The 26,193-nt window shown below is 72.7% G+C and carries 23 protein-coding genes and 1 pseudogene; 15 read left to right on the forward strand and 9 right to left on the reverse strand.

Going from position 1 to position 26,193, the window contains the following annotated elements:
- Nucleotides 1-104 precede the first annotated feature (104 nt).
- On the reverse strand, nt 105-461 hold the full coding sequence (locus IO36_RS46930; RefSeq protein WP_051900889.1) for a YciI family protein: 357 nt from the start codon (nt 459-461) through the stop codon (nt 105-107).
- 252 nt (nt 462-713) lie between these two features.
- On the opposite strand from IO36_RS46930, the gene IO36_RS24145 reads away from it, so the two are divergent.
- The 3 genes from IO36_RS24145 (at nt 714) to IO36_RS24155 (ending at nt 3,040) form a co-directional block, all read left to right on the forward strand.
- Complete coding sequence (locus IO36_RS24145) at nt 714-1,787, forward strand: enoyl-CoA hydratase/isomerase family protein (RefSeq protein ID WP_051900890.1); 1,074 nt, start codon at nt 714-716, stop codon at nt 1,785-1,787.
- A gap of 251 nt (nt 1,788-2,038) precedes the next feature.
- Nucleotides 2,039-2,260 (forward strand): CbtB domain-containing protein, encoded by a 222-nt coding sequence (locus tag IO36_RS24150; RefSeq protein ID WP_037622919.1) that lies wholly within the window; start codon nt 2,039-2,041, stop codon nt 2,258-2,260.
- A gap of 21 nt (nt 2,261-2,281) precedes the next feature.
- Complete coding sequence (locus IO36_RS24155) at nt 2,282-3,040, forward strand: CbtA family protein (protein WP_037622921.1); 759 nt, start codon at nt 2,282-2,284, stop codon at nt 3,038-3,040.
- 200 nt (nt 3,041-3,240) lie between these two features.
- Here the strand turns inward: IO36_RS24155 and meaB are convergent, their stop codons facing one another.
- The 3 genes from meaB to IO36_RS24170 are packed head-to-tail and all read right to left on the reverse strand — an operon-like array spanning nt 3,241 to nt 8,206.
- Complete coding sequence (meaB, locus tag IO36_RS24160; protein WP_037622922.1) at nt 3,241-4,224, reverse strand: methylmalonyl Co-A mutase-associated GTPase MeaB; 984 nt, start codon at nt 4,222-4,224, stop codon at nt 3,241-3,243.
- On the reverse strand, nt 4,221-6,395 hold the full coding sequence (gene scpA / locus IO36_RS24165) for a methylmalonyl-CoA mutase (RefSeq protein ID WP_037622923.1): 2,175 nt from the start codon (nt 6,393-6,395) through the stop codon (nt 4,221-4,223). Before scpA ends, meaB begins: the two co-directional genes overlap by 4 nt.
- On the reverse strand, nt 6,395-8,206 hold the full coding sequence (locus tag IO36_RS24170) for a methylmalonyl-CoA mutase family protein (RefSeq protein ID WP_037622924.1): 1,812 nt from the start codon (nt 8,204-8,206) through the stop codon (nt 6,395-6,397). Before IO36_RS24170 ends, scpA begins: the two co-directional genes overlap by 1 nt.
- Nucleotides 8,207-8,308: 102 nt before the next feature.
- On the opposite strand from IO36_RS24170, the gene IO36_RS24175 reads away from it, so the two are divergent.
- Entirely contained in the window at nt 8,309-8,806 is a 498-nt protein-coding gene (locus IO36_RS24175) for an NUDIX hydrolase (RefSeq protein WP_037622925.1), read from the forward strand.
- A 126-nt stretch (nt 8,807-8,932) separates the two neighbouring features.
- Here IO36_RS24175 and IO36_RS24180 read toward each other — a convergent pair whose 3' ends face one another.
- Nucleotides 8,933-13,024, reverse strand: coding sequence for a bifunctional nitrate reductase/sulfite reductase flavoprotein subunit alpha (locus IO36_RS24180; RefSeq protein ID WP_107065798.1), 4,092 nt, complete (start codon nt 13,022-13,024; stop codon nt 8,933-8,935).
- A 298-nt stretch (nt 13,025-13,322) separates the two neighbouring features.
- On the reverse strand, nt 13,323-14,882 hold the full coding sequence (locus IO36_RS24185) for a hypothetical protein (protein ID WP_037622927.1): 1,560 nt from the start codon (nt 14,880-14,882) through the stop codon (nt 13,323-13,325).
- A gap of 496 nt (nt 14,883-15,378) precedes the next feature.
- Between IO36_RS24185 and IO36_RS24190 the strand changes: the two genes are divergently transcribed.
- The gene (locus tag IO36_RS24190; protein WP_037622929.1) at nt 15,379-15,582 is read left to right on the forward strand and encodes a cold-shock protein; all 204 of its coding nucleotides are present in this window, start codon (nt 15,379-15,381) and stop codon (nt 15,580-15,582) included.
- Between the two features lie 816 nt (nt 15,583-16,398).
- Complete coding sequence (locus IO36_RS24195) at nt 16,399-16,956, forward strand: lamin tail domain-containing protein (RefSeq protein WP_037622931.1); 558 nt, start codon at nt 16,399-16,401, stop codon at nt 16,954-16,956.
- Between the two features lie 192 nt (nt 16,957-17,148).
- Here IO36_RS24195 and IO36_RS24200 read toward each other — a convergent pair whose 3' ends face one another.
- Nucleotides 17,149-18,021: a UbiA family prenyltransferase gene (locus IO36_RS24200; RefSeq protein WP_037622933.1), complete on the reverse strand. Its 873-nt coding sequence runs from the start codon at nt 18,019-18,021 to the stop codon at nt 17,149-17,151.
- 231 nt (nt 18,022-18,252) lie between these two features.
- On the opposite strand from IO36_RS24200, the gene IO36_RS24205 reads away from it, so the two are divergent.
- The 3 genes from IO36_RS24205 to IO36_RS24215 are packed head-to-tail and all read left to right on the forward strand — an operon-like array spanning nt 18,253 to nt 20,895.
- Entirely contained in the window at nt 18,253-19,311 is a 1,059-nt protein-coding gene (locus tag IO36_RS24205; protein ID WP_037622934.1) for a type III polyketide synthase, read from the forward strand.
- A 40-nt stretch (nt 19,312-19,351) separates the two neighbouring features.
- On the forward strand, nt 19,352-19,885 hold the full coding sequence (locus IO36_RS24210; protein ID WP_037622935.1) for an isoprenylcysteine carboxyl methyltransferase family protein: 534 nt from the start codon (nt 19,352-19,354) through the stop codon (nt 19,883-19,885).
- On the forward strand, nt 19,882-20,895 hold the full coding sequence (locus IO36_RS24215; protein ID WP_037622936.1) for an NAD(P)/FAD-dependent oxidoreductase: 1,014 nt from the start codon (nt 19,882-19,884) through the stop codon (nt 20,893-20,895). The genes IO36_RS24210 and IO36_RS24215 overlap by 4 nt, the downstream gene beginning before the upstream one ends.
- Here IO36_RS24215 and IO36_RS46935 read toward each other — a convergent pair.
- Nucleotides 20,867-21,334, reverse strand: coding sequence for a hypothetical protein (locus IO36_RS46935; protein ID WP_158997464.1), 468 nt, complete (start codon nt 21,332-21,334; stop codon nt 20,867-20,869). The two genes, IO36_RS24215 and IO36_RS46935, sit on opposite strands and share 29 nt — an antisense overlap.
- A gap of 685 nt (nt 21,335-22,019) precedes the next feature.
- On the opposite strand from IO36_RS46935, the gene IO36_RS24225 reads away from it, so the two are divergent.
- From IO36_RS24225 to IO36_RS24245, 6 genes and pseudogenes are all read left to right on the forward strand, one after another.
- A complete protein-coding gene (locus tag IO36_RS24225; RefSeq protein ID WP_037622939.1) occupies nt 22,020-22,364 on the forward strand; it encodes a hypothetical protein in 345 nt (114 codons plus the stop codon).
- Between the two features lie 50 nt (nt 22,365-22,414).
- Nucleotides 22,415-22,678, forward strand: a pseudogene (locus IO36_RS44800) (LLM class F420-dependent oxidoreductase); the annotation flags it as partial.
- A 150-nt stretch (nt 22,679-22,828) separates the two neighbouring features.
- Nucleotides 22,829-23,257: a phage holin family protein gene (locus IO36_RS24230; RefSeq protein ID WP_051900935.1), complete on the forward strand. Its 429-nt coding sequence runs from the start codon at nt 22,829-22,831 to the stop codon at nt 23,255-23,257.
- Nucleotides 23,254-23,757, forward strand: coding sequence for a DUF3618 domain-containing protein (locus tag IO36_RS24235; protein WP_037622940.1), 504 nt, complete (start codon nt 23,254-23,256; stop codon nt 23,755-23,757). Before IO36_RS24230 ends, IO36_RS24235 begins: the two co-directional genes overlap by 4 nt.
- Before the next feature lie 207 nt (nt 23,758-23,964).
- On the forward strand, nt 23,965-24,291 hold the full coding sequence (locus IO36_RS24240; RefSeq protein ID WP_037622941.1) for a hypothetical protein: 327 nt from the start codon (nt 23,965-23,967) through the stop codon (nt 24,289-24,291).
- A 5-nt stretch (nt 24,292-24,296) separates the two neighbouring features.
- On the forward strand, nt 24,297-24,848 hold the full coding sequence (locus tag IO36_RS24245; protein ID WP_051900892.1) for a DUF6328 family protein: 552 nt from the start codon (nt 24,297-24,299) through the stop codon (nt 24,846-24,848).
- 302 nt (nt 24,849-25,150) lie between these two features.
- On the opposite strand, the gene IO36_RS24250 is transcribed toward IO36_RS24245, so the two are convergent.
- A complete protein-coding gene (locus tag IO36_RS24250; protein ID WP_037622942.1) occupies nt 25,151-25,939 on the reverse strand; it encodes an SAM-dependent methyltransferase in 789 nt (262 codons plus the stop codon).
- Between the last annotated feature and the right edge of the window lie 254 nt (nt 25,940-26,193).

Below are 26,193 nucleotides of genomic sequence, written 5' to 3' on the forward strand. Positions count from 1 at the left end.
TCCCCCGAGCTCTCGGCTCCGCTCGAGCAGGGGGCACCCCCATGACGCCGCGCGGCCCGCCCTTCGGGCGAACGACGGGACTTTCGCAACACGCCCTAGCCGCGCTACCGGGCGTCCATCCCGAAGACGTCGTGGATCGGACGCACCTCTGCCGCCACCACATGGAAGTCGATCACACGCTCGGCGATGGCGCGGGCCCGCTCGGGGCTCGCGCACTCGAGCACGTAGTAGGCGGTGAGGTGTTCGGTGGATCCGAGGAACGGCCCGTCGGCCGCGGCCGGTCCGTCCTCGCTCCGTCGCAGGGTCGTGGTGTCCCGCGGGTAGGCCAGCCCCGCCCCGTTCAGCAGCTCGCCCGAGCCCTCCAGATCCCGGTGGAGGTCCTCGTGCCGGCGGAACACCTCGGCACGCTGCTCCGCCGTCATCGACTCGGTCGCCGCGGGGTCGGCGTACATCAGCACCATGTATTTCACGGTTCCACCCTGGCACCGGCCACTGACATCCACACCGCCCGGGCGAGGCGCGCGGACCGATTCAGCCGTTCGACCGCCGCGGCCGTCGCCCCGCGGCCCGCCGAGGAGGCCTGACGCCGGTCCCCGGCCGCCCGGTGGGTACGGTGGCGGGGAGATCGCCGCGAGCGGCGGACACCTGACCGTGGAAGGAACCCCCGAGATCATGCGCGTCATCGTGGCCCGTCGGCGGACGGAGGCGTTCGGATGAACGGCACCGAGGCGACCGGCGCGGAGGAATCCGTCCTGCTGCGCACCGAAGGGCGGGCCGCCCACCTCGTCCTCAACCGGCCCAGGGCCCTGAACGCCCTGAACCACGCGATGGTGCGCCGGATCGACGAGGCCCTCACCGCCTGGGAGCACGACCCCGCCGTCGAGACCGTCGTCATCACCGGCGCCGGGGAGCGCGGACTGTGCGCGGGCGGCGACATCCGGGTCGTCCACGACGACGCGCGCGACGGCGACGGGACCGCGTCCGCCGCCTTCTGGCGCGACGAGTACCACCTCAACGCCCGGATCGCCCGCTACCCCAAGCCGTACGTGGCGGTCATGGACGGCATCGTGATGGGCGGCGGCGTCGGGATCTCCGCGCACGGCAGCGTCCGTGTCGTCACCGAACGCTCGCGCGTCGCCATGCCCGAGACCGGCATCGGCTTCGTCCCCGACGTCGGCGGCACGCGTCTGCTCGGCCTCGCCCCGGGCGAGCTCGGCACCCATCTCGCCCTCACGGGTGCCTCGATCGGCGCCGGGGACGCGCTGCTGTGCGGCCTCGCCGACCACTACGTGCCCTCGACCTCGCTGCCGCGGCTGCTGGCGGACCTCGCCGACCGGCCCGTGGCCGAGGCCCTGGCTGCGCACGCCCGGCCCGCGCCCCCGGCGGAGCTCGCGGAGCGGCGCGCGTGGATCGACGCCTGCTACGGCGCCGACACCGTCGAGGAGATCGTCCGGCTCCTGCTCGCGGCCGACGACCCGGCCGCCAAGGAGACGGCGGAGATCCTCCTCGGCAACTCGCCCACCGCCCTGAAGGTCACCCTGGCCTCCGTCCGTCGCGCCCGGCGGCTCGGCTCGCTGGAGCGGGTGCTGGACCAGGAGTACCGCGTGTCCTGCGCGGCCCTGTCCGCCCCCGACCTGGTGGAGGGCGTCCGCGCCCAGATCATCGACAAGGACCGGACCCCGCGCTGGTCCCCGGCCACGCTCGCCGAGGTCACCGACGCCGACGTCGAGCGCTTCTTCACCCCCCTCGGGACGCGTGAACTCGGCCTGTCCGACGGCACCTTCTGACCGACGCCGGGACCCGCCACCAGGGACGAGAGGAAGATCACCCCGGTCGGCGCGGTCTTGGCCAGGTACGCGGCACGCGGTACGGTCGGTCCGATATCGATGACGTCCAAACGGAAGCCGGCGGAAATCCGGCACGGTCGCGCCACTGTGAGCGGGACGCCCAGGACACCCCGGGCGCCCGTGAGTCAGACCCGTAGACGCCATCCTGTGCACCACCGAGATGGGACGCGAACTCCCGAGGAGGTCCTGCCATGGCGCAGACCGTCGCCCAGCCGACAGCCAACACCCCCGCCGTTCCCGCCACGCTGCCGCTGAAGGCGATCGCTCCGTGGGCGGTCTTCTTCGGCATCCTGATGCTCGTCCTGCTGTACTTCGTCGGCGCCGAACAGGGCGCCACCTCCGTCGTCTCCGGCGAGGACGTCCACGAGTGGGTGCACGACGCCCGCCACCTGCTCGGCTTCCCCTGCCACTGACCCGAGGGGACCGCGCACATCATGAACTCCGCAACGGTGAGAAACCTGCTCGTGCGGGGCATGCTCGCCGGCCTCGCGGCCGGTGTACTCGCCCTCGTCGTCGCCTACTTCCTCGGTGAACCGAGCGTCGACAGCGCCATCGGCTTCGAGGAGGCCCACGCCCACGCACACGGGCACGAGGTCGAACTCGTCTCCCGCAGCCTCCAGTCCACCGCCGGTCTCGCCACCGGCGTCCTGGTCTACGGCGTCTCGTTCGGCGGCATCGCCGCGCTCGCGTACTGCTTCGCGCTCGGCCGCGTGGGCCGCTTCGGCCCCCGCGCGACCGCGCTCCTGCTGTCCGGGACCGCGCTCGTGGCCGTGTACGTCGTGCCGTTCCTGAAGTACCCGGCCAACCCGCCGTCGGTCGGGGACCCCGACACCATCGGCAAGCGGACCGCCCTGTACTTCCTGATGATGGTCCTCAGCGTGCTGCTGGCCGTCGGCGCCACCATCCTCGGCAAGCGTCTCGCGGGGAGCCTCGGTACCTGGTACGCCACCGTCACCGCGGTGGCCGCCTTCGTCGTGGTCATCGGGGTGGCCTACCAGTTCCTGCCCGTCGTCAACGAGGTGCCCCGGGACTTCCCGGCCGCCCTGCTGTGGCGGTTCCGGCTCTCGGCCCTGGCCATCCAGACCGTCCTGTGGGCCGGATTCGGCCTGGTCTTCGGCGAGTTGGCCGAGCGCATGCTCAACCCCCGTCCCGCGAAGGCCCCTTCGGGCCGGTCGGTCCCGGCCGCGAACTGACCCTCGCGGCACGCGCACACGGCGAAGGGCCCCCGGACGATTCCGGGGGCCCTTCGCCGTACGCGGGGTTGACCGGGGTGGAGCTGTGGCCGCCCGAGCGTCGGCCGCCCGAGCGTCGGCCGCCCGAGCGTCGGCCGCCCGAATGCCGGCCGGACTGAGCGGTGGCCGGGCTCCGACCAGCCCTGCCACCGCCGTTCGCGTCAGCGGCTCTCGCCGCCGAAGACCTTCAGAATGCGCTCCGCCGCGAGCGTGGCCGTCAACGCGCCCTCGCGGACCTGCCGTTCGAGCTCGGGGGTGACGTCTCGTACCGCCCGGTCGGAGTGCAGCCGGCCGAGCAGCTCGTCCCGGACCATGTTCCAGGTCCAGTCCACCTGCTGGTCGCGGCGCTTCTCGGCGAGAGCGCCGGTCGAGTCGAGCAGCGTCCGGTGCTGTTCCAGACGCTCCCACACGGTGTCCAGACCGGCCGACTCGCGGGCGCTGCAACTGAGCACCGGCGGCGTCCAGACGGCGTCCTTGCCGTGCATCAGCCGCAGCGCGCCGGACAGTTCACGCGCCGCCGACTGCGCGTCGCGCTCGTGCGGGCCGTCCGCCTTGTTGACCGCGATCACGTCCGCGAGCTCCAGGACGCCCTTCTTGATGCCCTGCAACTGGTCCCCGGTACGGGCCAGCGTGAGCAGCAGGAAGGAATCGACCATGTTGGCGACCGCCGTCTCGGACTGGCCGACGCCGACCGTCTCCACCAGCACCACGTCGTAGCCGGCCGCCTCCATCACCACGATCGACTCGCGGGTCGCCTTCGCCACCCCGCCGAGCGTGCCGGCGGTGGGGGAGGGGCGGATGAACGCGGCCGGGTCCACCGCGAGCCGCTCCATCCGGGTCTTGTCCCCGAGGATGGAGCCGCCCGTACGGCTGGACGACGGGTCGACGGCGAGCACCGCGACCCGGTGCCCGAGCGAGGTCAGCATCGTGCCGAACGCGTCGATGAAGGTCGACTTGCCCACGCCCGGCACCCCGCTGACGCCGATCCGCCGGGCCTTCCCGCTGTGCGGGAGCAGCTCGGTCAGCAACTCCTGCGCCAGCGCCCGGTGCTGGGGCCGGGTGGACTCGACGAGCGTGATGGCGCGGGCGATCAGCGCGCGCTTCCCGTCGAGCACACCCTTGACATAGGTGTCGAGCTGGATCACAGGTCGTGCCCGAGGTCGGCAGAGAGCCGCTGGACGAGGTCGTACGCCGCGTCCGGGATCACCGTCCCCGGCGGGAAGACCGCGGCCGCGCCCATCTCCAGCAGCGTCGGCACGTCCTGCGGCGGGATGACCCCGCCGACCACGATCATGATGTCCTCACGCCCCTCCGCCGCCAGCTCCTCGCGCAGCGCCGGTACGAGGGTGAGGTGTCCGGCGGCCAGCGACGAGACGCCCACGATGTGCACGTCCGCCTCGACCGCCTGCCGGGCGACCTCGCCCGGCGTCTGGAACAGCGGGCCCACGTCGACGTCGAAGCCCAGGTCGGCGAAGGCGGTCGCGATCACCTTCTGGCCGCGGTCGTGACCGTCCTGGCCCATCTTGGCCACCAGGATGCGCGGGCGCCGGCCCTCGGCCTCCTCGAACGCGTCCACCAGCGCGCGGGTGCGGTCCACGGACGGGGACTCCCCTGCCTCGTTGCGGTACACCCCGGAGATCGTACGGATCTGGCCCGCGTGGCGGCCGTAGACCTTCTCCAGGGCGTCGGAGATCTCGCCGACGGTGGCCTTCGCGCGGGCCGCGCGCACCGCCAGCTCCAGCAGGTTGCCCTCACCGGCCGCTGCCCGCGTCAGGTCCTCCAGCGCGGCCCGGACCTCCTGGCCGTCGCGCTCGGCCCGCAGCCGGCGCAGCTTCTCGATCTGCTGCGCGCGCACCGAGGAGTTGTCGACCTTGAGCACGTCGATCTGCTCGTCGGACTCCACGCGGTACTTGTTGACGCCGATGACCGGCTGGCGGCCGGAGTCGATACGGGCCTGGGTGCGGGCCGCCGCCTCCTCGATCCGCAGCTTCGGGATGCCGGCGTCGATGGCCTGCGCCATGCCGCCCGCCGCCTCGACCTCCTCGATGTGCTGCCAGGCACGCCGGGCGAGGTCGTAGGTCAGCTTCTCCAGGTACGCGCTGCCGCCCCAGGGGTCGATGACCCGGGTCGTACCCGACTCCTGCTGGATCAGCAGCTGCGTGTTGCGGGCGATCCGCGCGGAGAAGTCGGTGGGCAGGGCGAGCGCCTCGTCCAGCGCGTTGGTGTGCAGCGACTGGGTGTGGCCCTGCGTGGCGGCCATGGCCTCCACACAGGTGCGCGTGACGTTGTTGAACACGTCCTGCGCGGTCAGCGACCAGCCCGACGTCTGCGAATGCGTGCGCAGGGAAAGGGACTTGGAGTTCTTCGGGTCGAACTGCTTCACCATCTTCGCCCACAGCAGGCGCGCCGCCCGCATCTTGGCGATCTCCATGAAGAAGTTCATGCCGATCGCCCAGAAGAACGAGAGCCGGGGCGCGAACGCGTCCACGTCCAGGCCCGCCTCGCGGCCCGCCCGGATGTACTCCACACCGTCCGCGAGGGTGTACGCCAGTTCCAGGTCGGCCGTCGCGCCCGCCTCCTGGATGTGGTAGCCGGAGATGGAGATGGAGTTGTACCGCGGCATCCGCTGCGAGGTGTACGCGAAGATGTCGGAGATGATCCGCATCGACGGCTTCGGCGGATAGATGTAGGTGTTGCGGACCATGAACTCCTTCAGAATGTCGTTCTGAATGGTTCCGGCCAGCTTCTCCGGCGGTACGCCCTGCTCCTCGGCCGCCACGATGTACAGCGCGAGGACGGGCAGCACGGCGCCGTTCATCGTCATCGACACGGTCATCTTGTCCAGCGGGATGCCGTCGAACAGCTGCCGCATGTCGTAGATGGAGTCGATGGCCACGCCCGCCATGCCGACGTCGCCGGTCACCCGGGGGTGGTCGCTGTCGTAGCCGCGGTGCGTGGGCAGGTCGAAGGCGATCGACAGACCCTTCTGGCCCGCGGCGAGGTTGCGGCGGTAGAAGGCGTTGGACTCCTCGGCCGTGGAGAAGCCCGCGTACTGGCGGATGGTCCAGGGCTGGTTGACGTACATCGTCGGGTACGGGCCGCGAAGGTACGGCGCCACGCCCGGGTACGTCTCCAGGAAGTCCAGGCCCTCCGTGTCACGGCCGGTGTACAGCGGCTTGACCGCGATGCCCTCCGGGGTCTCCCAGAACGTGTCGCCGGTGCCCGTCGCCCGTGCGGCGGCGGCCTTCCACGCGTCGGCACTGCCTTCGGCGGTGGGTGTCCCCAGGTCGATCCCGGAGAAGTCGGGGATTCCCATCAGGAGGACACTCCCATGCGGTCGAGGGTGGCGGAGAGGACGGCGACGGCGTCGCAGCCCGCGAAGACGTAGGAGTCGACCCCGGCGTACTGCGCGGGGCGGCCGGCCAGGAACACGTGCCGGGCGCCGGCCGCCGCGAGGGCCTCGGCCGTGCTCACGGCCTGCTCCTCGTACAGCGCGTCGCTGGAGCACAGGACGGCCTCGGTGGCCCCGCTGTCCTCGAACGAGCCCTCCGTGACCGGCTCGATGCCGCCGGCCTGGAACAGGTTCGCGACGAAGGTGCTGCGCGCGGTGTGCGCGGCGGCGGAGCCGATCGTGGCCAGGTAGATCCGGGGGCGGGCTCCGGTGGCGGCGAGATGCGCGTCGGAACGGGCCCGCAGCGCCTCGTACGCCTCGTCGCGGCGCACCCGCGGCAGTCCGCCGGACGGTGCCTCGGGAGCGGGCTCGCGCTCCACCGGACGCTCCGCCAGGTGCGGGAACTCGCTGACGCCGGTGATCGGTTCGCGCCGCTTGGCGAGCTTCACCGAGCGGGCCGCCCAGGTGCCCGCGAGGTCGCGCGCCAGCCGGCCCGAGCGCAGGACCGCGGCCTGGCCGCCGTCCCGCTCGATGCCCTGGAAGAACTCCCAGCCCGCGTGGGCGAGTTCGTCGGTCAGCCGCTCCACGTACCAGGAGCCGCCCGCCGGGTCGATCACCCGGGACAGGTGCGACTCCTCGATGAGGATCGTCGAGGTGTTGCGGGCGATGCGCCGTGCGAAGGCGTCCGGCAGACCGAGGGCGTGGTCGAAGGGCAGGACGGTGACGGAGTCGGCGCCGCCGACCCCGGCCGCGAGCGTCGCGATGGTCGCGCGGAGCATGTTCACCCACGGGTCGCGGCGCGACATCATCACCGGCGAGGTCACCGCGTGCTGCACCTGCGCACCGGCACCCGGCGCGCCGCACACCTCGGCGACCCGCGCCCACAGCCGGCGCGCGGCGCGCAGCTTGGCGATCGTCAGGAACTGGTCGGCGGTCGCCGCGTAGCGGAACTCCAGCTGCGCGCAGGCCTGTTCGACGGACAGTCCGGCCTCGGTCAGCTCGCGCAGATAGGCGACACCGGTCGCCAGGGAGGCGCCCAGCTCCTGCGCGGCCGATCCGCCGGCCTCGTGGTACGGGAGCGCGTCGACGGTCAGCGCCCGCAGTCCGGGGTACTCGGCGGCGCACCGCAGGGCGAGCGGGACGACCGTCGCGACGTCCGTCGCGGTGCCGGTCCGGGCCTCGTGGCCGAGCGGGTCCGCGCCCAGGTTGCCTCGTACGGCCTCGGCCGCGACGCCGCGCGCCGCGTACAGCCGCAGCAGTTCCTCCGCGGCCGCCTCGACGTCACGTCCCGCGTCTAGCACGACGGGGGCCAGATCGAGGTAGACGCCGTCCAGGACCTTTTCGAGCGAGGAGAGCGGGATGCCGCCCTCGCCGACACCGAGCCACAGCGACGTGACGCCGTTCTCCAGGTCGCCGAGGACCAGGGCGTTGTCCGCCGCCGTGTGCCGCTGCCGTACGTCCCAGCCGCCCGTGGTGTTGCCCTCGGGCCTGCTGCCCCGGACGAAGGGGGCGAAGCCGGGGAAACCGGTCTCGGCGGCCGCGTCGCTCACGGTGTACAGGGGCCTGGTGGCGAGCCCGTCCTCGAGCACCGTGGAGAGCGCGTCCTCGGCGGCGGCGCCGGAGGCGTCCTTGCCCGATTTGCGCAGCACGCCTTCTACCAGGAGCTGCCACTGGTCATGGGTCGCGGAAGGGAACTCGGCGGCCAGCGCGAGCCCGTCGTTGGGCAGGACTGTCATGCTCGGATGCTAGGTCAGAGTGACGGGGCGACAGCAGGGGAACCGCCTGTGACCTTGACCTCTATGCAGCGGTGATCCAGATCTCTCTGCCAGTCTGACCTCATGCGGATACCCAGGCAGGCAGCGAGAGTCGCGGTGCTGGACCCGGACGGCGCCGTCTTCATGTTCCGGTACGACAACGAGGAGGTCGGCGTCCACTGGGCGCTGCCCGGCGGCGGACTGGACCCGGGCGAGACCCCGTACCGGGCGGCGTTGCGCGAGGTGCGCGAGGAAACCGGCTGGACGGACATCGAACCCGGCGGCACCGCCCTGTGCTTCTGGGAGCACGACTTCACCCGCGCCGGGGTCCCGGTGCGACAGTACGAGCACATCTTCCTCGCGTACGGGCCGCGCCGGGTGCCCGCCGGCGAACTGGGCGCGTTCCAGGCGGCCGAAGGCATTCTCGGGGGCCGGTGGTGGTCGCCGGGCGATCTGGCGGACGCGGCGGAGCCGCTGTGGCCGCCCCGGCTTCCGGAACTGCTGGCCGCCGTACGGCGGGACGGCCCGCCCACGACACCCGTCGACCTCGGCTTCACCCCGAACGGCGGCCTCGCGCCCTGATCGGCAGCAGGCAGCAGGCAGCAGGCAGCAGGCAGCAGGCAGCAGGGAGGGGGGCCGGGGAGCTGCGATCCGGGCGGCGGGCGCTCGCCCCGGGATCCCCGCTCCCGGGGCGGCGGCCCGGCCGGCTCAGTACACGTCGCGGACGTACCGCCGCTCGGCCGTGAGCTGCTTGAGGAAGGCGGTCGCGCTGTCCGGGCTGTGGCCGCCATGGGTGACGGCGATGTCCCGCAGCGCCTGGTCGACGTCCTTGGCCATACGGGACGCGTCGCCGCACACGTAGAAGTGCGCGCCGTCCCTGAGCCAGGACCACAGCTGGGGGCCGTGCTCACGCATCCGGTCCTGGACGTAGACCTTGGCCCGCTGGTCGCGGGAGAAGGCCGTGTCCAGGCGGCTGAGGGTGCCGTCGGCGAGGTAGGCGTCCAGTTCGTCCTCGTAGTAGAAGTCGGTGGCCCGGTGCTGTTCGCCGAAGAACAGCCAGTTGGGCGCCCGGTGGCCGAGCGCGCGCCGCTCGTCCAGGAACCCGATGAAGGGCGCGATCCCCGTGCCCGGTCCCACCATCACCATGGGTGTGGCGGGGTCGGCCGGCGGCCGGAACCGCGGGGCGGACTGGACGAAGACCGGTACCGGGGTGCCCAGGGGCGCGTCCGCGAGGAACGGCGAGCAGACGCCCTGGCGCGGGCGTCCGCCGGGGTTCTCGTAGCGGACGACGGAGACCGTCAGCGAGACGAGCCCGGGGTCGGTCAGCGGGCTGGACGATATGGAGTACAGCCGGGGCTGGAGCGGCCTCAGCACCTCGGCCCACTCCTGGGCGCCGGCCCGGACCGGGTGCTCGGCGAGGAGGTCGACCGCCTGGCGGCCCCAGGACCAGCGGGCCAGTTCGTCCTTGTTGTCGGGGCGCAGGAGCTTCTTCAGCACCCGGTCGTGGGTGCGTTCGGCGACGAAGCGCAGCAGCGCGGGCGTGATCCGGGTGATGTCCAGATGCCGGTGCAGGGCGTCGTGGAAGGTCACCTCCCCGCCCCCGTCCAGGAGGACGGTGCCGTCCGGCGCGAGCCCGGTCGTGGCCAGCCATTCCGTCACGAGCCCGGGGGAGTTGACAGGGCGTACGCCGAGGGCGTCGCCGGCCTGGTAGACGAGCGGGGTCTCGCTGTCCCGGGCGTCGAAGGTGAAGCGCCGGACCTCCTTGCCCGCGCCGGGCAGGCTGAGCAGCTGGTTCCCGGCCAGCGTGGCGGCGACCGGGCCCGGCTTCTTCGGCGACGCGATGGCCGGGGACACCGGGGGAGCGGACGTGGGCGGCTCAGCGGGCCCCGTCGACGCGGCCGCTTCTTCGCCATCGGTCAGCGAGGCGAGGACCTGGTCCAGCCAGGCCGTCGCGGAGGGCTCGTAGTCGGGTTCGCAGTCCGCGCGCGGGGCGAGCCGTACGCCGCCCAGTTCCCCGAGACGCTGGTCGAGGCGGCGGCCGTGACCGCAGAAGTCGTCGTACGAGGAGTCGCCGAACGCCAGGACCGCATAGCGGAGCCCGTCCAGGCGGGGTGTGTCGGGCGCGGCCAGGGCGTCCCAGAATCCGGAGCCGTTGTCGGGGGATTCGCCGTCGCCGAAGGTGCTGGTGATCAGCAGGACGTCGGCGCCCGCGGGCAGTTCCCCCGGGTGGGCGTCGTGCATGCCGACCAGGGTGGCCCGGTGCCCCGTGGTGGTGAGCCGGTCGGCGGCGGCCGTGGCGAACTCCTCGGCGTTGCCCGTCTGCGAGGCCCACAGGACGACGACCTCGCGGACCGGACCGGCGGGTGCCGGGGCCGGGAGGGGCGCTCCGGGAACCGTTCGGGAGTACAGGCCGGCGAGCACCCCGTTCACCCACAGGGCGTGCTCGGGGCTGAAGGGGGCGCCCGGCGGCAGCACCGGCACGCCCGGAGCGCCCGGTTCGATGCCGGCCAGGAAGCCGACCAGGTACTGGCGCTCGTGCTCGGCCAGCACCGGCGGCGGTGCCGGCCGGAGCCCGAAGACATCGGCGGCGCCCGCCGGCACGGCGGCGGCCAGGGCCGGCTCCCCGGACACGACGGCCACCGGGACGGCGGCACCCGCGCCGGACCCGGTCCCGGAGGCCGCCCCGGCCGTGGCCGGTGCCGTGACGGACACCGCGGTCGTCACCCGGGTCAGGGACACCGCGCAGACCTTGAACTCCGGCTGGAAGGACAGCGGGTCGACGGCGTCACTGGTGACCGCGTTGACACTCAGGTACTCGCCGAACAGGTCGTTCCAGTGGAAGGGCGCGAAACAGCAGCCCGGCCGCACCCGGTCGGTCACCACCGCGGGCAGCACCGCCCGGCCGCGCCGCGAGGCCACCTCCACCGAGTCGCCCTCGGCGATCCCGAGCGCGGCCGCGTCCTCGGGGTGCAGTTCCACGAACGGCCCCGGGTTGAGCTTGTTGAGCTTGGCGACCCTGCCCGTCTTGGTGAGGGTGTGCCACTGGTGCTGCACCCGCCCGGTGTTGAGGACGTACGGGTAGTCGTCGTCCGGCATCTCGGAGGGAGGCAGGTGCGGGCGGGCGTGGAACACCGCGCGGCCGCTCGCCGTGGGGAAGACCGGACCCGCGCCGCTCTCGTCCACATACCGGATCGGGTTGCGGTCGGGGCCGTCCTCGCTCGCGGACGGCCACTGCACCGGGGTCGAGCGCAGCCTCTCGTAGCTGACGCCCCGCAGGTCGTAGCCGGTCCTCGGGTTGTGGGCGCGCTTGATCTCCTCGAAGACGTCCTCCGCGCTGTCGTACGAGAAGCCCTGCTCGTAGCCCATGGCGCGGGCGACGGCGGCGATGATCCGCCAGTCGGCCGTCGCCTCCCCCGGCGGGTCCACCGCGGGCCGGGCGAGGGTCACGTTGCGCTCGCTGTTGACGAGCACGCCCTCGGTCTCGGTCCACAGCGCGCCCGGCAGGACGACGTCCGCGTACGCGTTGGTCTCCGTCTCGGCGAACACGTCCTGGGCGACGACGAACTCGGCCCGTTCCAGCCCCTCGATCACGGTCCTGCGGTTCGCCACGGAGGCGACCGGGTTGGTGCAGATGATCCAGCAGGCCTTGATGTCCCCGTCGGCCATCCTGCGGAACATCTCGACCGTGCCCTGGCCGGACCCGTCCTCGCGCAGGGTCCCCGGGGCCAGCTCCCACAGGTCCTCGACGAAGGCGCGGTCCTCGGCGGCCAGCACGGACCGCTGGCCGGGCAGCCCCGGGCCCATGTACCCCATCTCCCGGCCGCCCATGGCGTTCGGCTGGCCGGTCAGCGAGAACGGACCGCTGCCGGTCCGGCAGATCGCCCCGGTCGCCAGGTGCAGGTTGACGAGCGCGTTGGTGTTCCAGGTGCCGTGCGTGGACTGGTTGAGGCCCATCGTCCAGGAGCTCATCCACTCCCCGGCCTCGCCGATGAGCCGGGCGGCCTCGCGCAGGTCCTCCTCCGGGACGCCCGTGATGCCGGCGACCGCTGCGGGCGCGTAGTCGGCCAGGAACTCCGGCATCGCCTCCCAGCCCTCGGTGTGCGCGGCGATGAACGCGGGGTCGGTGTGACCGTTCTCGTGCAGCAGGTGCAGCAGGCCGTTGAGGAGCGCCAGGTCCGTTCCCGGCCGGACCGGCAGGAACAGGTCGGCCTTGTCGGCGGTCGCGGTGCGCCGCGGGTCGACGACGATCAGCTTGGCGCCGCCCGACTTGACCCGGTCCATCATCCGCAGGAACAGGATGGGATGGCAGTCGGCCATGTTGGAGCCGATCACCAGGAAGACGTCGGCGTGCTCGAAGTCCTGGTACGAGCCGGGCGGGCCGTCCGCGCCGAGGGACAGCTTGTATCCGGTGCCCGCGCTGGCCATGCACAGCCGGGAGTTCGACTCGATCTGGTTGGTGCCGACGAACCCCTTGGCCAGCTTGTTCGCCAGGTACTGGGCCTCCAGGCTCATCTGGCCGGACACGTAGAACGCGAACGCGTCCGGACCGTGCTCGTCGATGACCGCCCGCAGCCGCCGGGCCGTCTCGGCGATCGCGGTGTCCAGCGGGGCCGGCCCGGCCTCCGCTCCCCGTTCGGTCCGCACCAGGGCCGAGGTCAGCCGGCCGGGGGCGGCGAGCATGTCGGCCGTCGTCGCGCCCTTGGTGCACAGGCGCCCGAAGTTGGCGGGGTGCGCCTTGTCGCCGGACGCCTTCAGGACCGTACGCCGTCCGTCGGGCCCCATGCCGATGTCGAGGACCATCCCGCAACCGACACCGCAGTACGAGCAGACCGTCCGCACCTGCTGGGTGGTCGTGGTCACGAGCGGCCCTCCGTGTGATCGGTACCTTTCCCCACCGACGCTACGGAGGCCCGATTACGCGGTTGTCACGCCCCTCGATCACCGGGGGTTACGCGCTCCACACACCGCCGCCCCGAGCCCTGTGAGGTGCGGCCGCCGCGGCCTGGCCTGCGCCGATGGCACGGAACGCCGACACCCGCGGTGCCGGGGCACCGCGGGTGTCGTGTCGCGGACGGTGACGGGCCGCCCCGTCTTCGCCTCAGTACCCGAGGCTCGACGTCGTGTAGGCGCACTCGGTGTAGATGTAGCCCGGCGACAGCTTGGCGGTGTCAGAGGCCGGGGTCTTCCCGAGGCCGGACTGGGACTTGTGCACGAAGTAGGTCGTGCCGACCGGCAGGTGGATGGTCCGCTGCGGGTAGTGCTTGCCGCTGTCGCTGCACGGCTTGAAGCCGATCCCGAGGGTGCTGCCGAGCGAGTACGAGGTGCACTTCGCGCAGCCCTTGAGGGTGAAGCTCCCGGTCACCGGTCCGGTGTACATCACCGTGATGTCGTCCGGGCTGTCGTTCTTGACCGTGACGGCGATGCTGCCGCCCGAGGCCGTGGTCGGCAGGTGCTTGCCGGCCGCGGGCACGGTCTGCGCGACCTCCGCGGCGATGGCGATCTTCTGGGCGCGGGCCCGGTTCTTGTGGTGCGGGTTGTTCTTGGCGAAGTCGGTCATGGTGGTGACGGCGTCGCTGAACTTCTTGTCCTTGTACTGGTCGACACCGCAGTCGTAGGCACCCGAACGCGCGTTGTCCGAGGCCCGGTCGGCGTCCTTGCCGAGGGCGTCGGCCACCCCGGCCTGTTCCCCGGGCAGTCCGCGGACCTGGGTCTCGAGACCGTCGAGCCGCTGCACGGCGGTACAGGGGTCGTCGCCGCGCACGGACTTGACCGCCTTGTCGACCGCGCTCTTGACCGCGGGCTCGACCTTCCCCGTCTGCGGGGACTCGGGGAACGTGGACAGGAGCTCGCCGAACTGCGCGGACCACCCCGCGCTTCCTTCGCTCAGCGAGTCCGCTCCGCAGGAGTAGAGCGACGTCGCCAGCCGGTCGTCCGGCCAGCCGACGAGGTCCCCGAGCTCCTTCTTGCCGATCGTGCCCGGCACCGTGCGCAGGTAGGTCAGGGGCGGTACGGCGGCGCAGTAGTCCTTGCGGGCGTAGGGAGCGGCGACGGTCTCGTAGTAGGTCCTGAGCCGGTCGGGCACCTGGCGTGCGGCGCGGGAGCCCGGGTGGTCGTCGGCGAGGGCGTCGTAGGCGGTCAGGGCGCGGCGGTAGCCGGCCTCGGCCGCGGTGAAGTCCTGCTTCCCGGACGTCGCGACCAGCTTGTCGGCGCGGTCGAGCCGGTCCAGGAGCATCTGTTCCGTGGCCTCGTCGCGCGCTCCGTCGTAGAGCACGACTCCCGCGGCGGGCACGGCCAGCAGGACGACGCCGAGCACGGCCGCGATCAAGGCGCTCGGGAGCCAGGACAGGCTGGTGCGCAGGCCCACGGACGCGCCGTGCGCGGCGGTGAGCGCCACGAACACCAGGTAGAGCACCACCGCGGTACCGGGAACCCCGTCGGGGTCCGCCGGAAGGGCCACCACGAGCAGGATCGCCGTCGCCACCCAGCACAGGGCCATGAGCCCCCAGCGGCGCACGACGGCGTAACCGAGCCCGAGCCCGCTGAGGTTCAGCAGGGCCACCGCGAGGGCCCGCCATCCATTGGCGGGCGCGGGTGGCGGAGCGCTCGGCATCGGCGGCACGGCGAAGCCGTCAGGTGCGCGTTGTGGATCCCAGGACATGACGGTTCCCCCCGTCGATCACGCCCGAACTGGTTCAGGTTGTCAGCGTACGGACAGTCAGCTGCCTGCGACAGTCGGATTGTCGACCGACTGTGTTTCCCCGATCACATCGGCCACAGAAACACCGCAGGCAGCACCGGCGGGGAACTGGGCGACCGTCAGGTGTCGTCCGTGGTCCGTTCCGGTGGCGTCCTGACGGGTGGTTCGTGACGGTGAGCCAGGGTACGGCCATGCCTCGAACACCGCGCGGTTACGGGGGCCACGCCCCGATCCCGGTGGGTCCTGGGGCGTGTGTGCCGGAAGTGCCGCTCCACCTGTCGGCCCTCGCTCTCTGGTGAGAGGCGCTCTCGGCGTGTAACGTCGCCGACAGATGTCGTGGTTCGCAGTACCTGCCCGCGCCGTGGTGCGGGCGTTTTGCTGTGCAGTGCCCGAGGACCAGGACGACTACCTCCGGGTTCGCGCGGTGCGGACCCGTCATCGAGTGAGAGGCACTGGCATGGCCAGCGGAACTGTCAAGTGGTTCAACGCCGAAAAGGGCTTCGGTTTCATCGCGCAGGACGGCGGCGGCCCCGACGTCTTCGCCCACTACTCCAACATCAACGCCACTGGCTTCCGTGAGCTCCAGGAGGGCCAGGCCGTGACGTTCGACATCACCCAGGGGCAGAAGGGCCCGCAGGCGGAGAACATCACCCCCGCCTGACCTTCGCGTCACGTCCGTACGGCGCCTCGACGACCTTTCGTCGTCGTGGCGCCGTGCGGGACGGTGGACCGAGCGTCCGCCGACGTCCCAAGAGCGTTCCAGGGGACTGTTGCTGACGGTGCGTCAGTGCTGTTTCCTCGCCCCTGACGGGGTGCGTACCTTCCTTCCGGCGTCACCCGCGCCGATGTCTCCGGCGGCCGAGTGCCGCCGTTCTTCGTTGATGGCACCCGGTCTTCCCTGTGGCGCCTCGTCGATGCGTCCGAGCCCCTTTGGTTCGTTGCTGTGTACCGGCACGGCCCCTCGCGCCGGATCCCGACTGCGGGTGCGTCGTGGTGGCGAGGGCATGTGATGTACCGGCACGGCCCCTCGCGCCGGATCTCGGGTGCCGGTGAATCGTGGTGCCCGCCTCTCGTTGATTCCGTGGCCCGTGTCCCCTTGCCGCTCCGTCGGGAACGGCCCTCTGCATCGGCCGTTTTGGAGCGGAGGGGCGTTACTCACTTTCGGGTGACCCGCCGTTGCGCTGCATTGACGCGCGAGATGACCTCGTATGCCCAGAATCCTTGTGGAGTACGGGAGTTGGTGATCGTGATCCATCGATCATCATCTTTGGGTGATTAAAGGGCTGATACAAGCATCCGTAACCGACATGTCCGTAATTGGTAACAGCGGGCTGGTGTCGCCCGTCATGGGTGGGGATGTGCGGCAAGTTATGAGTCCTCGGCCACCGGGCCGGGACTCGCACAGGGTCGCACCGTGCGGGCTCCCCGAAAGGGGCGCCCACGGGGTGTGCCGGCTCTCGAACCTTGAGGAGCTTTCATGTCCGTTTCCACGTCTGTCACTGCCCGCCGCCTGGTGGCCGCCGCCCTCGCGGCCGGCGCCCTGGTCGGCTCGGCGTCCGTGTCCGCCTCGGCCGCGGAGCCCCGCTTCGAGCGCTCCCACGTCGAGATCAGCCGGGTCCAGGCCGACGCGCCGGGCTTTGACGACCGCTCCGCCCGTTCCCTGAACGCGGAGTGGGTGGAAATCACCAACTCGGGCCGTCGTGGTCTCAACCTGGACGGCTGGACGCTGTCGGACCGGCAGGGCAACCACTACACCTTCAACCACTACCGCCTGGCCGGCCGTTCCACCGTCCGCGTGCACACCGGCTTCGGCCGCGACACCAGCCGTGACCTCTACCAGGACCGTCGCAACGAGGTGTGGGACAACCGCTCCGACGAGGCCACCCTGCGTACCGAGCGCGGCCGCTACGTGGACAGCGTCTCCTGGGGCCGGCGTCACGACCGTGGCGACCACCGCCGTGACGACAACCGTCGTGGCGACCACCGCCGTGACGACCACCGCCGTGACGACCACCGCGGTCACATCGGCGGCTGAACTGCCCCTGAAGGCACGTTGGTTCAGGGCCGGATGACGGCGGATGCCCTGCCGAGGGCCGGGCACCGCCGAACCCTGTGATCACTCGGTTCACCGGACAACCACGCCGAGAAGGGCCCGCACCGCACGGTGCGGGTCCTTCGTGTGTGCGGGCCCACCTCACGCGGCGGGCCCGCGCCGTCTCCGGGGGTCTCAGCCGAGGTTCGACAAGGTGCCGCCCAGCAGCAGGGTCACGTCCACCACGGCCACGACGACGGCCGTGGCGAACGCCAGCCGCTCCCTGCGCCGCCCCAGCACCGCCCCGGTCACCGCCACCAGGAGGGCCAGGGCCAGCGCCGTCGTCCCGCGCCGGTCGGGAGGCCCCGGGGGACCGAGCGTCAACAGCGCGGACGCCAGCACCAGGGGCACCGGCAGCAGCAGCCGCGTACGGTCCGGGCCCAGCCGCTGCGGCCACCCTCGTACCCCTGTCGCCAGATCACCGCGGATGTCCGGGAGCACATCGCCGAGATGGGCTCCGACCCCCAGCAGTGCCCCGGCGCCGAGCACCCACCAGTGCGGCCAGGGACTTCCGGGCAGCCCGAGCGTCACGAACGCGGGGAGCGCGGCGAACCCGATCGCGTAGGGCGCCCAGGACCACCGTGTGGCCTTGAGCTTCAGGTTGTACGCCCAGCCCGCGCCGACCGCGGCCAGGTGGACGGCGCCGGCCGCCAGGCCGTTGAGGAGCGAGAGGGGCACACACAGGGCCAGGGCCGTATACGCGGCGGTCCACACCTGACCCGCCCCGACCAGGCCGTCGACGACCGGCTTGCCGGGGCGGCCCAGCGCGATGTCCCGCCCCGCGTCGAACGCGTCGTTGCACCAGCCGACCGACAACTGCCCGGTGAGCACGGCGGCCCAGGCCAGGACGCATCCACCGGTGCCGCGGCCGCCGATCACGGCCAGCGCCGCCGTCAGCGTCGTGACGGCCACGACCGGCCCCGGATGGCACGACCGGGCGAGACCGGCCACCGCACCGCTGCCACGCCCAGCCGGTTCACCGGCCGTCGTGTGCTCGGGGATACCCACCCGGCGATGGTAGGAGGCCCCGGCCCACCGGCGCGGGCGCGCCACGGGCCGGACCGCCGGACGGGGTAACCCGCCGCCACGTACCGCCGGACGACGATCCCCGCCGCACGGGCCGCCGGACGTGCGCAGCCGCTGCCTCAGGCCGCCGGACGGGGGATCCCTGGTGGCGGAGTGCCGGTGCGGGGAAGGGCTGTGGGGCAGCCCACCCCAGTCGGTTCGGACGGGAGCCCTATGACGCGGATCGCCGCCGTTCACGGAACCCTCGCGCCGCACCGCTACGACCAGTCCGCCATCACGGACATGGTGGCCCGCAGATGTCTGCCCCGGGGCGCCGACCGCCACGCCCTCGACCGGCTGCACCGCGCCGCGACGGTCCGCGCCCGCCATCTGACGCTGCCGCTCGACCAGTACGAGGCCCTGGACGGGTTCGGCGCAGCGAACGACGTGTTCGTCCGTACCGCGACGGACATGGGCGCGAAGGCCGTCCGGGAGGCGCTGCGTCTCGCCGGACTCACCCCGGCCGACGTGGACCTGCTCGTCTTCACCTCCGTCACCGGCATCGCCGCGCCCTCCGTCGACGCCCGGGTCGCCGGGCGTCTCGGACTGCGGCCCGACGTCCGGCGCGTGCCGATGTTCGGCCTGGGCTGTGCCGGGGGAGCCGCGGGCCTGTCCCGCGTCCACGACTATCTGCTGGGCCGGCCCGATCAGGTGGCGGTGCTGCTGTCGGTGGAGCTGTGCTCGCTCACCTTCCAGCGCGACGACCCCTCCCCGGCCAACCTCGTCGCCACCGGCCTGTTCGGCGACGGCGCCGCCGCGGTCGTGGTCCGTGGATCCGCCCGCCCCGGCGACATCCCGGGCCCCACCATCGTGGACACGCGCAGCCGGCTGTACCCCGGCACCGGACGCATCCTCGGCTGGGAGATCGGGGACTCGGGCTTCCAGGTCGTACTGGATCCCGGCATCCCGGACGTCGTGCGCCGTCATCTCGCCGACGACGTAAGGGGGTTCCTGGACGGACACGGGCTGAAGCCGAAGGACGTGAGCGCGTGGGTGTGCCACCCCGGCGGGCCCCAGATCCTGGACGCCGTCGGCGAGGCGCTCGAGCTGCCGGACGCGGCCCTCGACATCAGCCGGCGTCATCTGGCCGAGGTGGGCAACCTCTCCTCGTCGTCCGTGCTGCACCTGCTGCGGGACACCCTCGCCGACCGCCGCCCGCCCGGCGGCACCCCGGGCCTGCTCCTCGCGATGGGGCCCGGCTTCGCCTGCGAACTGGTGCTGCTGCGCTGGTAGGCGGTCCGGCGCACGACATGGAACGGTGGGAGCGGGACACATGGACTGGTACGCACTGCTGGTGGCCGCCGTCGCCGCCGAACGGGTGGGGGAACTCGTCGTCGCCCGCCGCAACGAACGGTGGAGCCGGGCGCGCGGCGCGACCGAGGCGGGCCGGGGCCACTACCCGGTCATGGTCGCCCTGCACACCGCTCTGCTGGTCGGCTGTCTGGCCGAGGTCCGGCTGGCCGACCGGCCCTTCCTGCCCGTGCTCGGCTGGTCGATGCTGGCCGTGCTCGCGGGCGCCCAGGCGCTGCGCTGGTGGTGCATCACCACCCTCGGGCACCGCTGGAACACCCGGGTGATCGTCGTACCCGGTCTGCCCCTGGTGGCCCGGGGCCCCTACAGGCTGCTGCGCCATCCCAACTACGTGGCTGTCGTCGCCGAGGGCTTGGCCCTCCCGCTCGTGCACACCGCCTGGGTCACGGCGGCGCTGTTCACGCTCGCCGACGCCGCCCTGCTCACCGTCCGGATCCGGTGCGAGAACCGGGCGCTCGCGGGTGCCGCGTCCTCGCTCGGGTCCGTCCCGGCGTGATCGACGTCCTGGTGGCCGGTGGCGGCCCGGCCGGTCTGGCCGCCGCGATCCACAGCACGCTGGCCGGCCTCGAGGCGGTGGTCGTCGAGCCGCGGACCGCGCCCGTGGACAAGGCCTGCGGCGAGGGCGTCATGCCCAGCGGCGTCGCCGGGCTGCGGGCCCTCGGCGTCGAGGCCGCGGGCAGGGAACTGCGGGGCATCCGGTACGTGGACGGCACCGCCCGCGCCGAGGCGTCCTTCCGCGGCCCCCGCGGCCTGGGCATCCGCCGCACCGAGCTGCACCGCGCCCTGCACGAGCGCGCGCTCGGCCTCGGCGTACGGATCGTGCCGGGCAAGGTGGGGGAGGTGCGCCAGACCGCCGGGTCGGTCACTGCGGCGGGCATCACGGCACGCTGGCTGATCGCCGCCGACGGCCTGCACTCCGCCGTCCGCCGGGGCCTCGGCCTCGAACGGCCCGGAGCCGCGCACCGGCGTTACGGACTGCGCCGCCACTACCGGGTCGAGCCCTGGACGGACTTCGTCGAGGTCCACTGGTCCGGGCACGGCGAGGCCTATGTGACACCCGTCGCCGACGACCTGGTCGGGGTGGCGGTCCTCAGCCGGGTGCGCCGGGGATACGACGAGCACCTGGACGCCTTCCCGGACCTCACTGCCCGGCTGCGCGGGGCCGGGGCCACGGAGGTGCGCGGCGCCGGACCGCTGCTCCAGCGGGCGCGGCGCAGGGTCGCCGGACGCGTCCTGCTCGTCGGTGACGCCGCGGGCTATGTCGACGCCCTCACCGGAGAGGGGATCGCGCTCGGGCTGGCGACGGCGGAGGCGGCGGTGCGGTGTCTCGCGGCGGGGCGGGCGCCGGAGTACGAACGGGCCTGGGCCCGTCTGACCCGGCGTCACCGGCTGCTGACCGGAACCCTGCTCGCCGCGAGCCGCCGCCCCGCCACCGCCCGCCTGATCGTCCCGGCGGCCTCCCGACTGCCCCCGGTGTTCACGGCGGCGGTACGGGCGCTGCAGTAGCGGAGGGGACGGCTGGTGTCGGTGAAGGGGTGGTCAGGCGCACGGGTGCCGGCGAAGCGGCGGTCGGGAGCGGTGGGACCGCTGACGTGGTGATCGGGACCGCTGGTGCCGGTGAAGTGGCCGACGGGAACGCCGGAACAGGCGACCCGGTGGCCGGGACCACCCGCCGTGCCGCCACCGCCGCGCCCGCGACCGCGACCGCGCCCGCCAGGGTGCAGCCCAGCCCGACGAACAGTTTCAGCGGGTCGACGGTGCTGATGAGCACGAGCCACAGCGCCGACAGGGACACCTGCCACACGAGGATCTCGGCGACCGTCGTGCCCAGCCGTCGCGCTCTCATTCCGGCGTCACGGCGCTGTCCGCCGAAGGGGATGGAGTCGTCGCCCGCAAGGTGGCCTCCGCGTGCTCGTCGTGGTCGTGGGGGCAGGGCCAGGCTCATCCAGGGCCCTGCGCGGCTGCGGGCATGCACCACCCGGAAGGAGGCGTGCCCCCTGGGAACCGGCGGTGGAGGAGCCCGCACGCGACCGCCGGGGCCGGGGAGGACGCGGGGCGGGTCCCGTGATCACCTGCATCATCACGAACGAGAGGGGTACTTGCGCGTCACGCCACACCCGCGCGAGGAAATGAGGTCGCCGTGAGCGAGCCGCGCCCGCACGGCCCCGGGACCGGAGCAGGGCCGATGCCCAAACCCATACCGAGGGATCCGCCCGATCAGCAGGCGACGCCGGACGAGGACCCCTGGGACGTCGTCGCTGTACCCGGGCAGTCGCCCACGGGCTCCGCACCGGGACCGAAGCGCCCTGGCGCGGACGGCGAGGCCGGGGAACCGGATGAGCCCGACGCGGAAGCCCTCGATACGGAGGCGCCCGACGGGGAGGTCCCCGATGCGGAGGCCCCGGACACGGAGGCCCCGGACACGGAGGTCCCCGACACCGACGAGGCCGGCACCGGCCGCAGAAGCGCCCCGCACTCCGGAAGCCCCCGTCCTGAGGACCCTGTGCCGGACGAACCGACGGCCTGACCCCGGGCCGCGCCGTGCGCGCCCCGGCCGGTGGTGGCCCCCCGCCGCCTCCCCGCGGGACGCGAAGTACACCGTCGTACCTCAGCGGAATGGAGAGTGACCCGTGGTCACCGTGTCCCTCACCGGAACGTCCCGGCAGGACGCCGCCACCGTGTTCGGCGTCCTGAGGACGGCGTTCCCCACCGACCCGCCCTTCGAGGACGTGCCACAGGAGCCGCCGGGCGGCCGCGCCCCGGTCTGGACGGCGGAGATCGCGCCCGCCGACGACCGCATCCCGACCGGTCCGGCACCGCTGGCGGGCCCGGTGAGCGCGACGCTCCAGGGCGGCTGTCTGGCCGTCGACCTCCTGCGCGCGGCCCTGAACGGCGCGTTCGCGGTGCAGGAGCGGGGCACGGCCACGGGAGACCGGGAGAAGGAGGTCGACCTGCGGCTCGGGGCCAAGCGATAGCCGGGACGAAGGGTGGAAGGAGAGCGACATGGTGCGGATCGGGTACACGCCGCTGGTTCGGCGGCGGCCGGCCGGTCAACTCCGAACTGCCGGGCCCCGCCGCCTTCGAGAGCGCCACCCGGTTCGTGCGCCCCGAGGACGTGGCCGCCTCCATCCCCTGCGGCGACGACGTGGAGAGCGTCGTCGAGGCCGTACGGGCCTTCACCGACGCCGGGTTCACCGAGGTCGCGCTCGTCCAGATCGGCGGCGACCACCAGGAACCCTTCACGGACTGGGCCGAGAAGGAGCTGCTTCCCGCCCTGCGTGAGCTGTGAGAGGGCGATGTCGTCGGCGTCGGCCGCTCCGGAACATGAACCGCCCTGGAACGCCCGGTTCGGGGTACCCGGTCCACAGTGATGGCCGGAGCACACCGAAGTGCCCGGCCCGACGCGGAACACGGGCAGGAGGTGATCACCGTGTCGGAAGTGCGGACCCGGTCCGACGGATCGGCCGGGCGGACGCGGGAGACCGGGCCGGATCAGGTAGGTGAGCTGGTCCAGCGGGCCTCGCAGCAGCTGACCGAGCTGGTCAGGGCCGAACTCCGGCTGGCACAGGCGGAGATGAGGGAGAAGGGCAGGCGCTACGGCAAGAGCGGCGGCCTGTTCGGCGGCGCGGGACTGGTCGGCTTCCTGATGCTCCAGGCGCTCGTGGCCACCGCGATCGCCGCGCTGGCCGTGGCGCTGCCGGTGTGGGCCGCGGCGCTGATCGTCACGGTGGCGCTGGGCGCGGTCGCGGCGGTCATGGCGCTGACCGGGAAGAGGCAGGCCGGCCGCGCCGCCCCGCCCAAGCCGGAGCAGGCGATCGAGAACGTGAAGGCCGATGTCGCCGAGATCAAGAGGAGTGCCCACCGATGAGCGAGCCGTCCGACGCCGGTCACACGGCCCCGACGCCCGGCGAGATGCGCGAACAGGTCGAGCGGACCCGCGCCGAGCTGGGGGAGACCGTCCAGGCACTGGCGGACAAGGCCGATGTGAAGGCACGCGCCAAGGAAAAGGGCGCCGAGGTGAAGGAGAGGACCGTGGAGGTCACCGAGCAGGCCAGGGAGAAGACCGCCGACGTGGCCGGGCAGGCCGCGGCCAAGGCGGGGGAACTGAAGGACAGGGCCGCCAAGGCGGCGCACGCGGTCCAGGGCAAGGTGCCCGACCCGGTCAAGGACAGGGCGGCCCAGGCCGCGCAGCAGGTGCGGGGCAAGGCCGCGCAGGCCGGTGACCTGTGGCAGGAGAAGGCACCGGAGCCCCTGCGGCAGCAGGCGGCCCACGGGGCGCGCCTGGCACGCGAGAACCGGTCGCTGGTCCTGGTCGCCGCGGGTACGGCCGCCGTGATCTGGCTGGCGGTCCGCCACCGCAAGGGGTGAACGGGCGCCGGGTGCGGCACCGCCGGCCCTTCAGGGACGGCGGTGCCGCGCGAAGGCCGTGAGGCAGGACCGCAGGGCGCGTCATGGTGCCGGCCTCGACGGACCACCGGCCGTAGGGGGCGTAATTCCGGGCGAACCGTGAGCTCGTGGAGCATCGGGGGTACTCGATGTCCCACGGACCGGCCACGACCCGAAGGAGGTCGCACCATGCCCGCAGGATCGAACGAGAAGCGCGAGCGGCAGTACGAGCACATCAAGGAGAGCGCGCGGGACCGGGGCGAGTCCGTGAAGCGTGCCGAGGAGATCGCGGCGCGCACCGTGAACAAGGAACGGGCCAGGGCGGGGGAGTCCGAGACGGCGAGCAAGGCGTCCCTGCGGGACCCCAAGTCGGCCTCGCAGCGGGGCGGCGAACGCTCGCACTCGGGGGCCCAGGGTCCCACCAAGGACCAGTTGTACGAAGAAGCCAGGAAGCGCGACATCCACGGCCGCTCGTCCATGAGCAAGCAGCAGCTGAAGAACGCGCTGGACCGCTGAGCGCCGTGCCGTCCGAAGAGGGACCGCCGAAGCGGGGCGGCAGCGCGGCCGACGGCCGGGACGAGTCGCCCGAGGAGCGGGCCGACCGCAAGTGGGGCGACCTGCTCCAGGAGATCCGCGTGGCCCAGACGGGCGTGCAGATCCTGTTCGGGTTCCTGCTGACCGTCGTCTTCCAGCCGTCCTACCGCCGCCTGTCCGAGGCGGACCAGACGCTGTACATGGTGACGATCGTCCTCGGGGCCACGGCCATCGGCGCACTGGTCGCCCCCGTGGCGTTCCACCGCATCGTGACCGGCCGCTACATCAAGCCGGAGGCCGTCGTGTGGGCGTCCCGGCTGACCTTGCTGGGACTGCTGCTCCTGCTGCTCACGATGACCTCCTCCCTGCTGCTGGTGCTGCGCACGGCCACCCACGACGACTCCTACGTGCCCTGGATCGTCGCGGGCGTGGCCGGGCTGTACATCCTGTTCTGGCTCGTCATCCCGGCGGCGCTGCGGATGCGGGCGGCGGGCCGCACGGGACGCGGCTCCGCCGCGGACGACGGCGGAGCGGACTGACCGGACCGGGACGCCTTGGTCTCAGCGGTTGCGGATGGCGCTGGTGGTGAAGAAGCCGGTGGCTGCGGCGGCGACGAGGGCACAGACGGAAAACAGCATGGTTCGACGCACGGGACGTCCTCTCTGACGGAGCGTGAGCTGGTGTCCTGCACAACGCCGCTCATGCCGTCGGGGGCTCGCCGCCGCCCGATACGCCACCCGCATGGACGCGAAACGCCTACGCGATACGCGGCGCCGGGACGTACCGTCCGTACGCCGGTGGCGCGGCGCGGAGACGCCCGCGCCGCGTTCTCCGGCGCGTGTCAGCGCACGCGTGCCACCGCCGCGTAGATGCCGCTGTCCTCCTGCGCCGGGGCCGGTGCCCCCTGGAACCACTCCGTCGCCGTGACCAGGCCGGGGGAGACGAGGTCGAGGCCGTCGAAGAAGCGCTCCACCTCCGCCCGGGCGCGGAAGCCGAGCTGGATGCCCCCCTTCGCGTACTCGGCGGTGACCTGCGCGGACAGCTCCGGGAAGAGGTCGGAGGAGGCGTGCGACAGCACCAGGTAGCTGCCCGAGGGCAGCGTCTCGACCAGGTTCGCCACGATGGAGTGGGCGTCCTGCTCGTCGGGGATGAAGTGCATCAGGGCGATCAGCGACAGGGCGATGGGACGGCCGAAGTCCAGTACGTGCCGGGCGTGTTCGACGATCTCCTGCGGCCGGCGCACATCGGCCTGGATGTAGTCGGTGACGCCCTCCGGCCGGCTGACCAGGAGCGCCTCGGCGTGACGGAGCACGATCGGGTCGTTGTCGGTGTAGACGACCTTCGCCGAGGGCGTGATGCCCTGGACGATCTGGTGCAGGTTGGGCTGGGTCGGGATGCCGGTGCCTATGTCCAGGAACTGGTCGATGCCCTGCTCGGCGAGCCAGGCGGACGCCCGGTGCATGAACTCGCGGTTCTGCCGGGCCGCGTCCCGGGCCTCGGGCGGCAGCTTCTCCGCGACCGCCTCGTCGACCGGGTAGTTGTCCTTGCCGCCCAGCAGCCAGTCGTAGACCCGCGCGGGGTGCGCCTTGCTGGTGTCGAGCGGCGGAAACGACTGTCGGTCGATCGTCATGCTAGCTCCCATCGCACCACGCGAACGCGGGCAGGCCAAATGTTCGATCATCCTACTCGGGCAGGTCATGTGGTGGGCGCGGTACGGGAGTTGAGGAGCGCGTCGATGCCCCCGCGCGGCCGTCCCGAGGGCGCTGACGTGCGAAGGCGGGCCCGGGGCCGTTTCCGGGGCCGAGCGGCCGGGCGGGTTCCGGTTGCGGGCCTCCCCGGGCGCACGCACGCTGGCTGGAGGGGTGACCCGTGGCAGGGGATGGT

The organism is Streptomyces aureus, assembly GCF_000725495.1.
GTDB lineage: Bacteria > Actinomycetota > Actinomycetes > Streptomycetales > Streptomycetaceae > Streptomyces > Streptomyces aureus_B.

Bases quoted from the DNA above. Each gene is read 5' to 3' on its own strand.
- IO36_RS46930 (WP_051900889.1), bottom strand. From the start codon at position 461: ATGGTGCTGATGTACGCCGACCCCGCGGCGACCGAGTCGATGACGGCG.
- IO36_RS24145 (WP_051900890.1), top strand. From the start codon at position 714: ATGAACGGCACCGAGGCGACCGGCGCGGAGGAATCCGTCCTGCTGCGC.
- IO36_RS24150 (WP_037622919.1), top strand. From the start codon at position 2,039: ATGGCGCAGACCGTCGCCCAGCCGACAGCCAACACCCCCGCCGTTCCC.
- IO36_RS24155 (WP_037622921.1), top strand. From the start codon at position 2,282: ATGAACTCCGCAACGGTGAGAAACCTGCTCGTGCGGGGCATGCTCGCC.
- scpA (WP_037622923.1), bottom strand. From the start codon at position 6,395: ATGGGAATCCCCGACTTCTCCGGGATCGACCTGGGGACACCCACCGCC.
- IO36_RS24170 (WP_037622924.1), bottom strand. From the start codon at position 8,206: ATGACAGTCCTGCCCAACGACGGGCTCGCGCTGGCCGCCGAGTTCCCT.
- IO36_RS24175 (WP_037622925.1), top strand. From the start codon at position 8,309: ATGCGGATACCCAGGCAGGCAGCGAGAGTCGCGGTGCTGGACCCGGAC.
- IO36_RS24180 (WP_107065798.1), bottom strand. From the start codon at position 13,024: ATGGTCCTCGACATCGGCATGGGGCCCGACGGACGGCGTACGGTCCTG.
- IO36_RS24185 (WP_037622927.1), bottom strand. From the start codon at position 14,882: ATGTCCTGGGATCCACAACGCGCACCTGACGGCTTCGCCGTGCCGCCG.
- IO36_RS24190 (WP_037622929.1), top strand. From the start codon at position 15,379: ATGGCCAGCGGAACTGTCAAGTGGTTCAACGCCGAAAAGGGCTTCGGT.
- IO36_RS24195 (WP_037622931.1), top strand. From the start codon at position 16,399: ATGTCCGTTTCCACGTCTGTCACTGCCCGCCGCCTGGTGGCCGCCGCC.
- IO36_RS24205 (WP_037622934.1), top strand. From the start codon at position 18,253: ATGACGCGGATCGCCGCCGTTCACGGAACCCTCGCGCCGCACCGCTAC.
- IO36_RS24210 (WP_037622935.1), top strand. From the start codon at position 19,352: ATGGACTGGTACGCACTGCTGGTGGCCGCCGTCGCCGCCGAACGGGTG.
- IO36_RS46935 (WP_158997464.1), bottom strand. From the start codon at position 21,334: ATGAGCCTGGCCCTGCCCCCACGACCACGACGAGCACGCGGAGGCCAC.
- IO36_RS24235 (WP_037622940.1), top strand. From the start codon at position 23,254: ATGAGCGAGCCGTCCGACGCCGGTCACACGGCCCCGACGCCCGGCGAG.
- IO36_RS24240 (WP_037622941.1), top strand. From the start codon at position 23,965: ATGCCCGCAGGATCGAACGAGAAGCGCGAGCGGCAGTACGAGCACATC.
- IO36_RS24250 (WP_037622942.1), bottom strand. From the start codon at position 25,939: ATGACGATCGACCGACAGTCGTTTCCGCCGCTCGACACCAGCAAGGCG.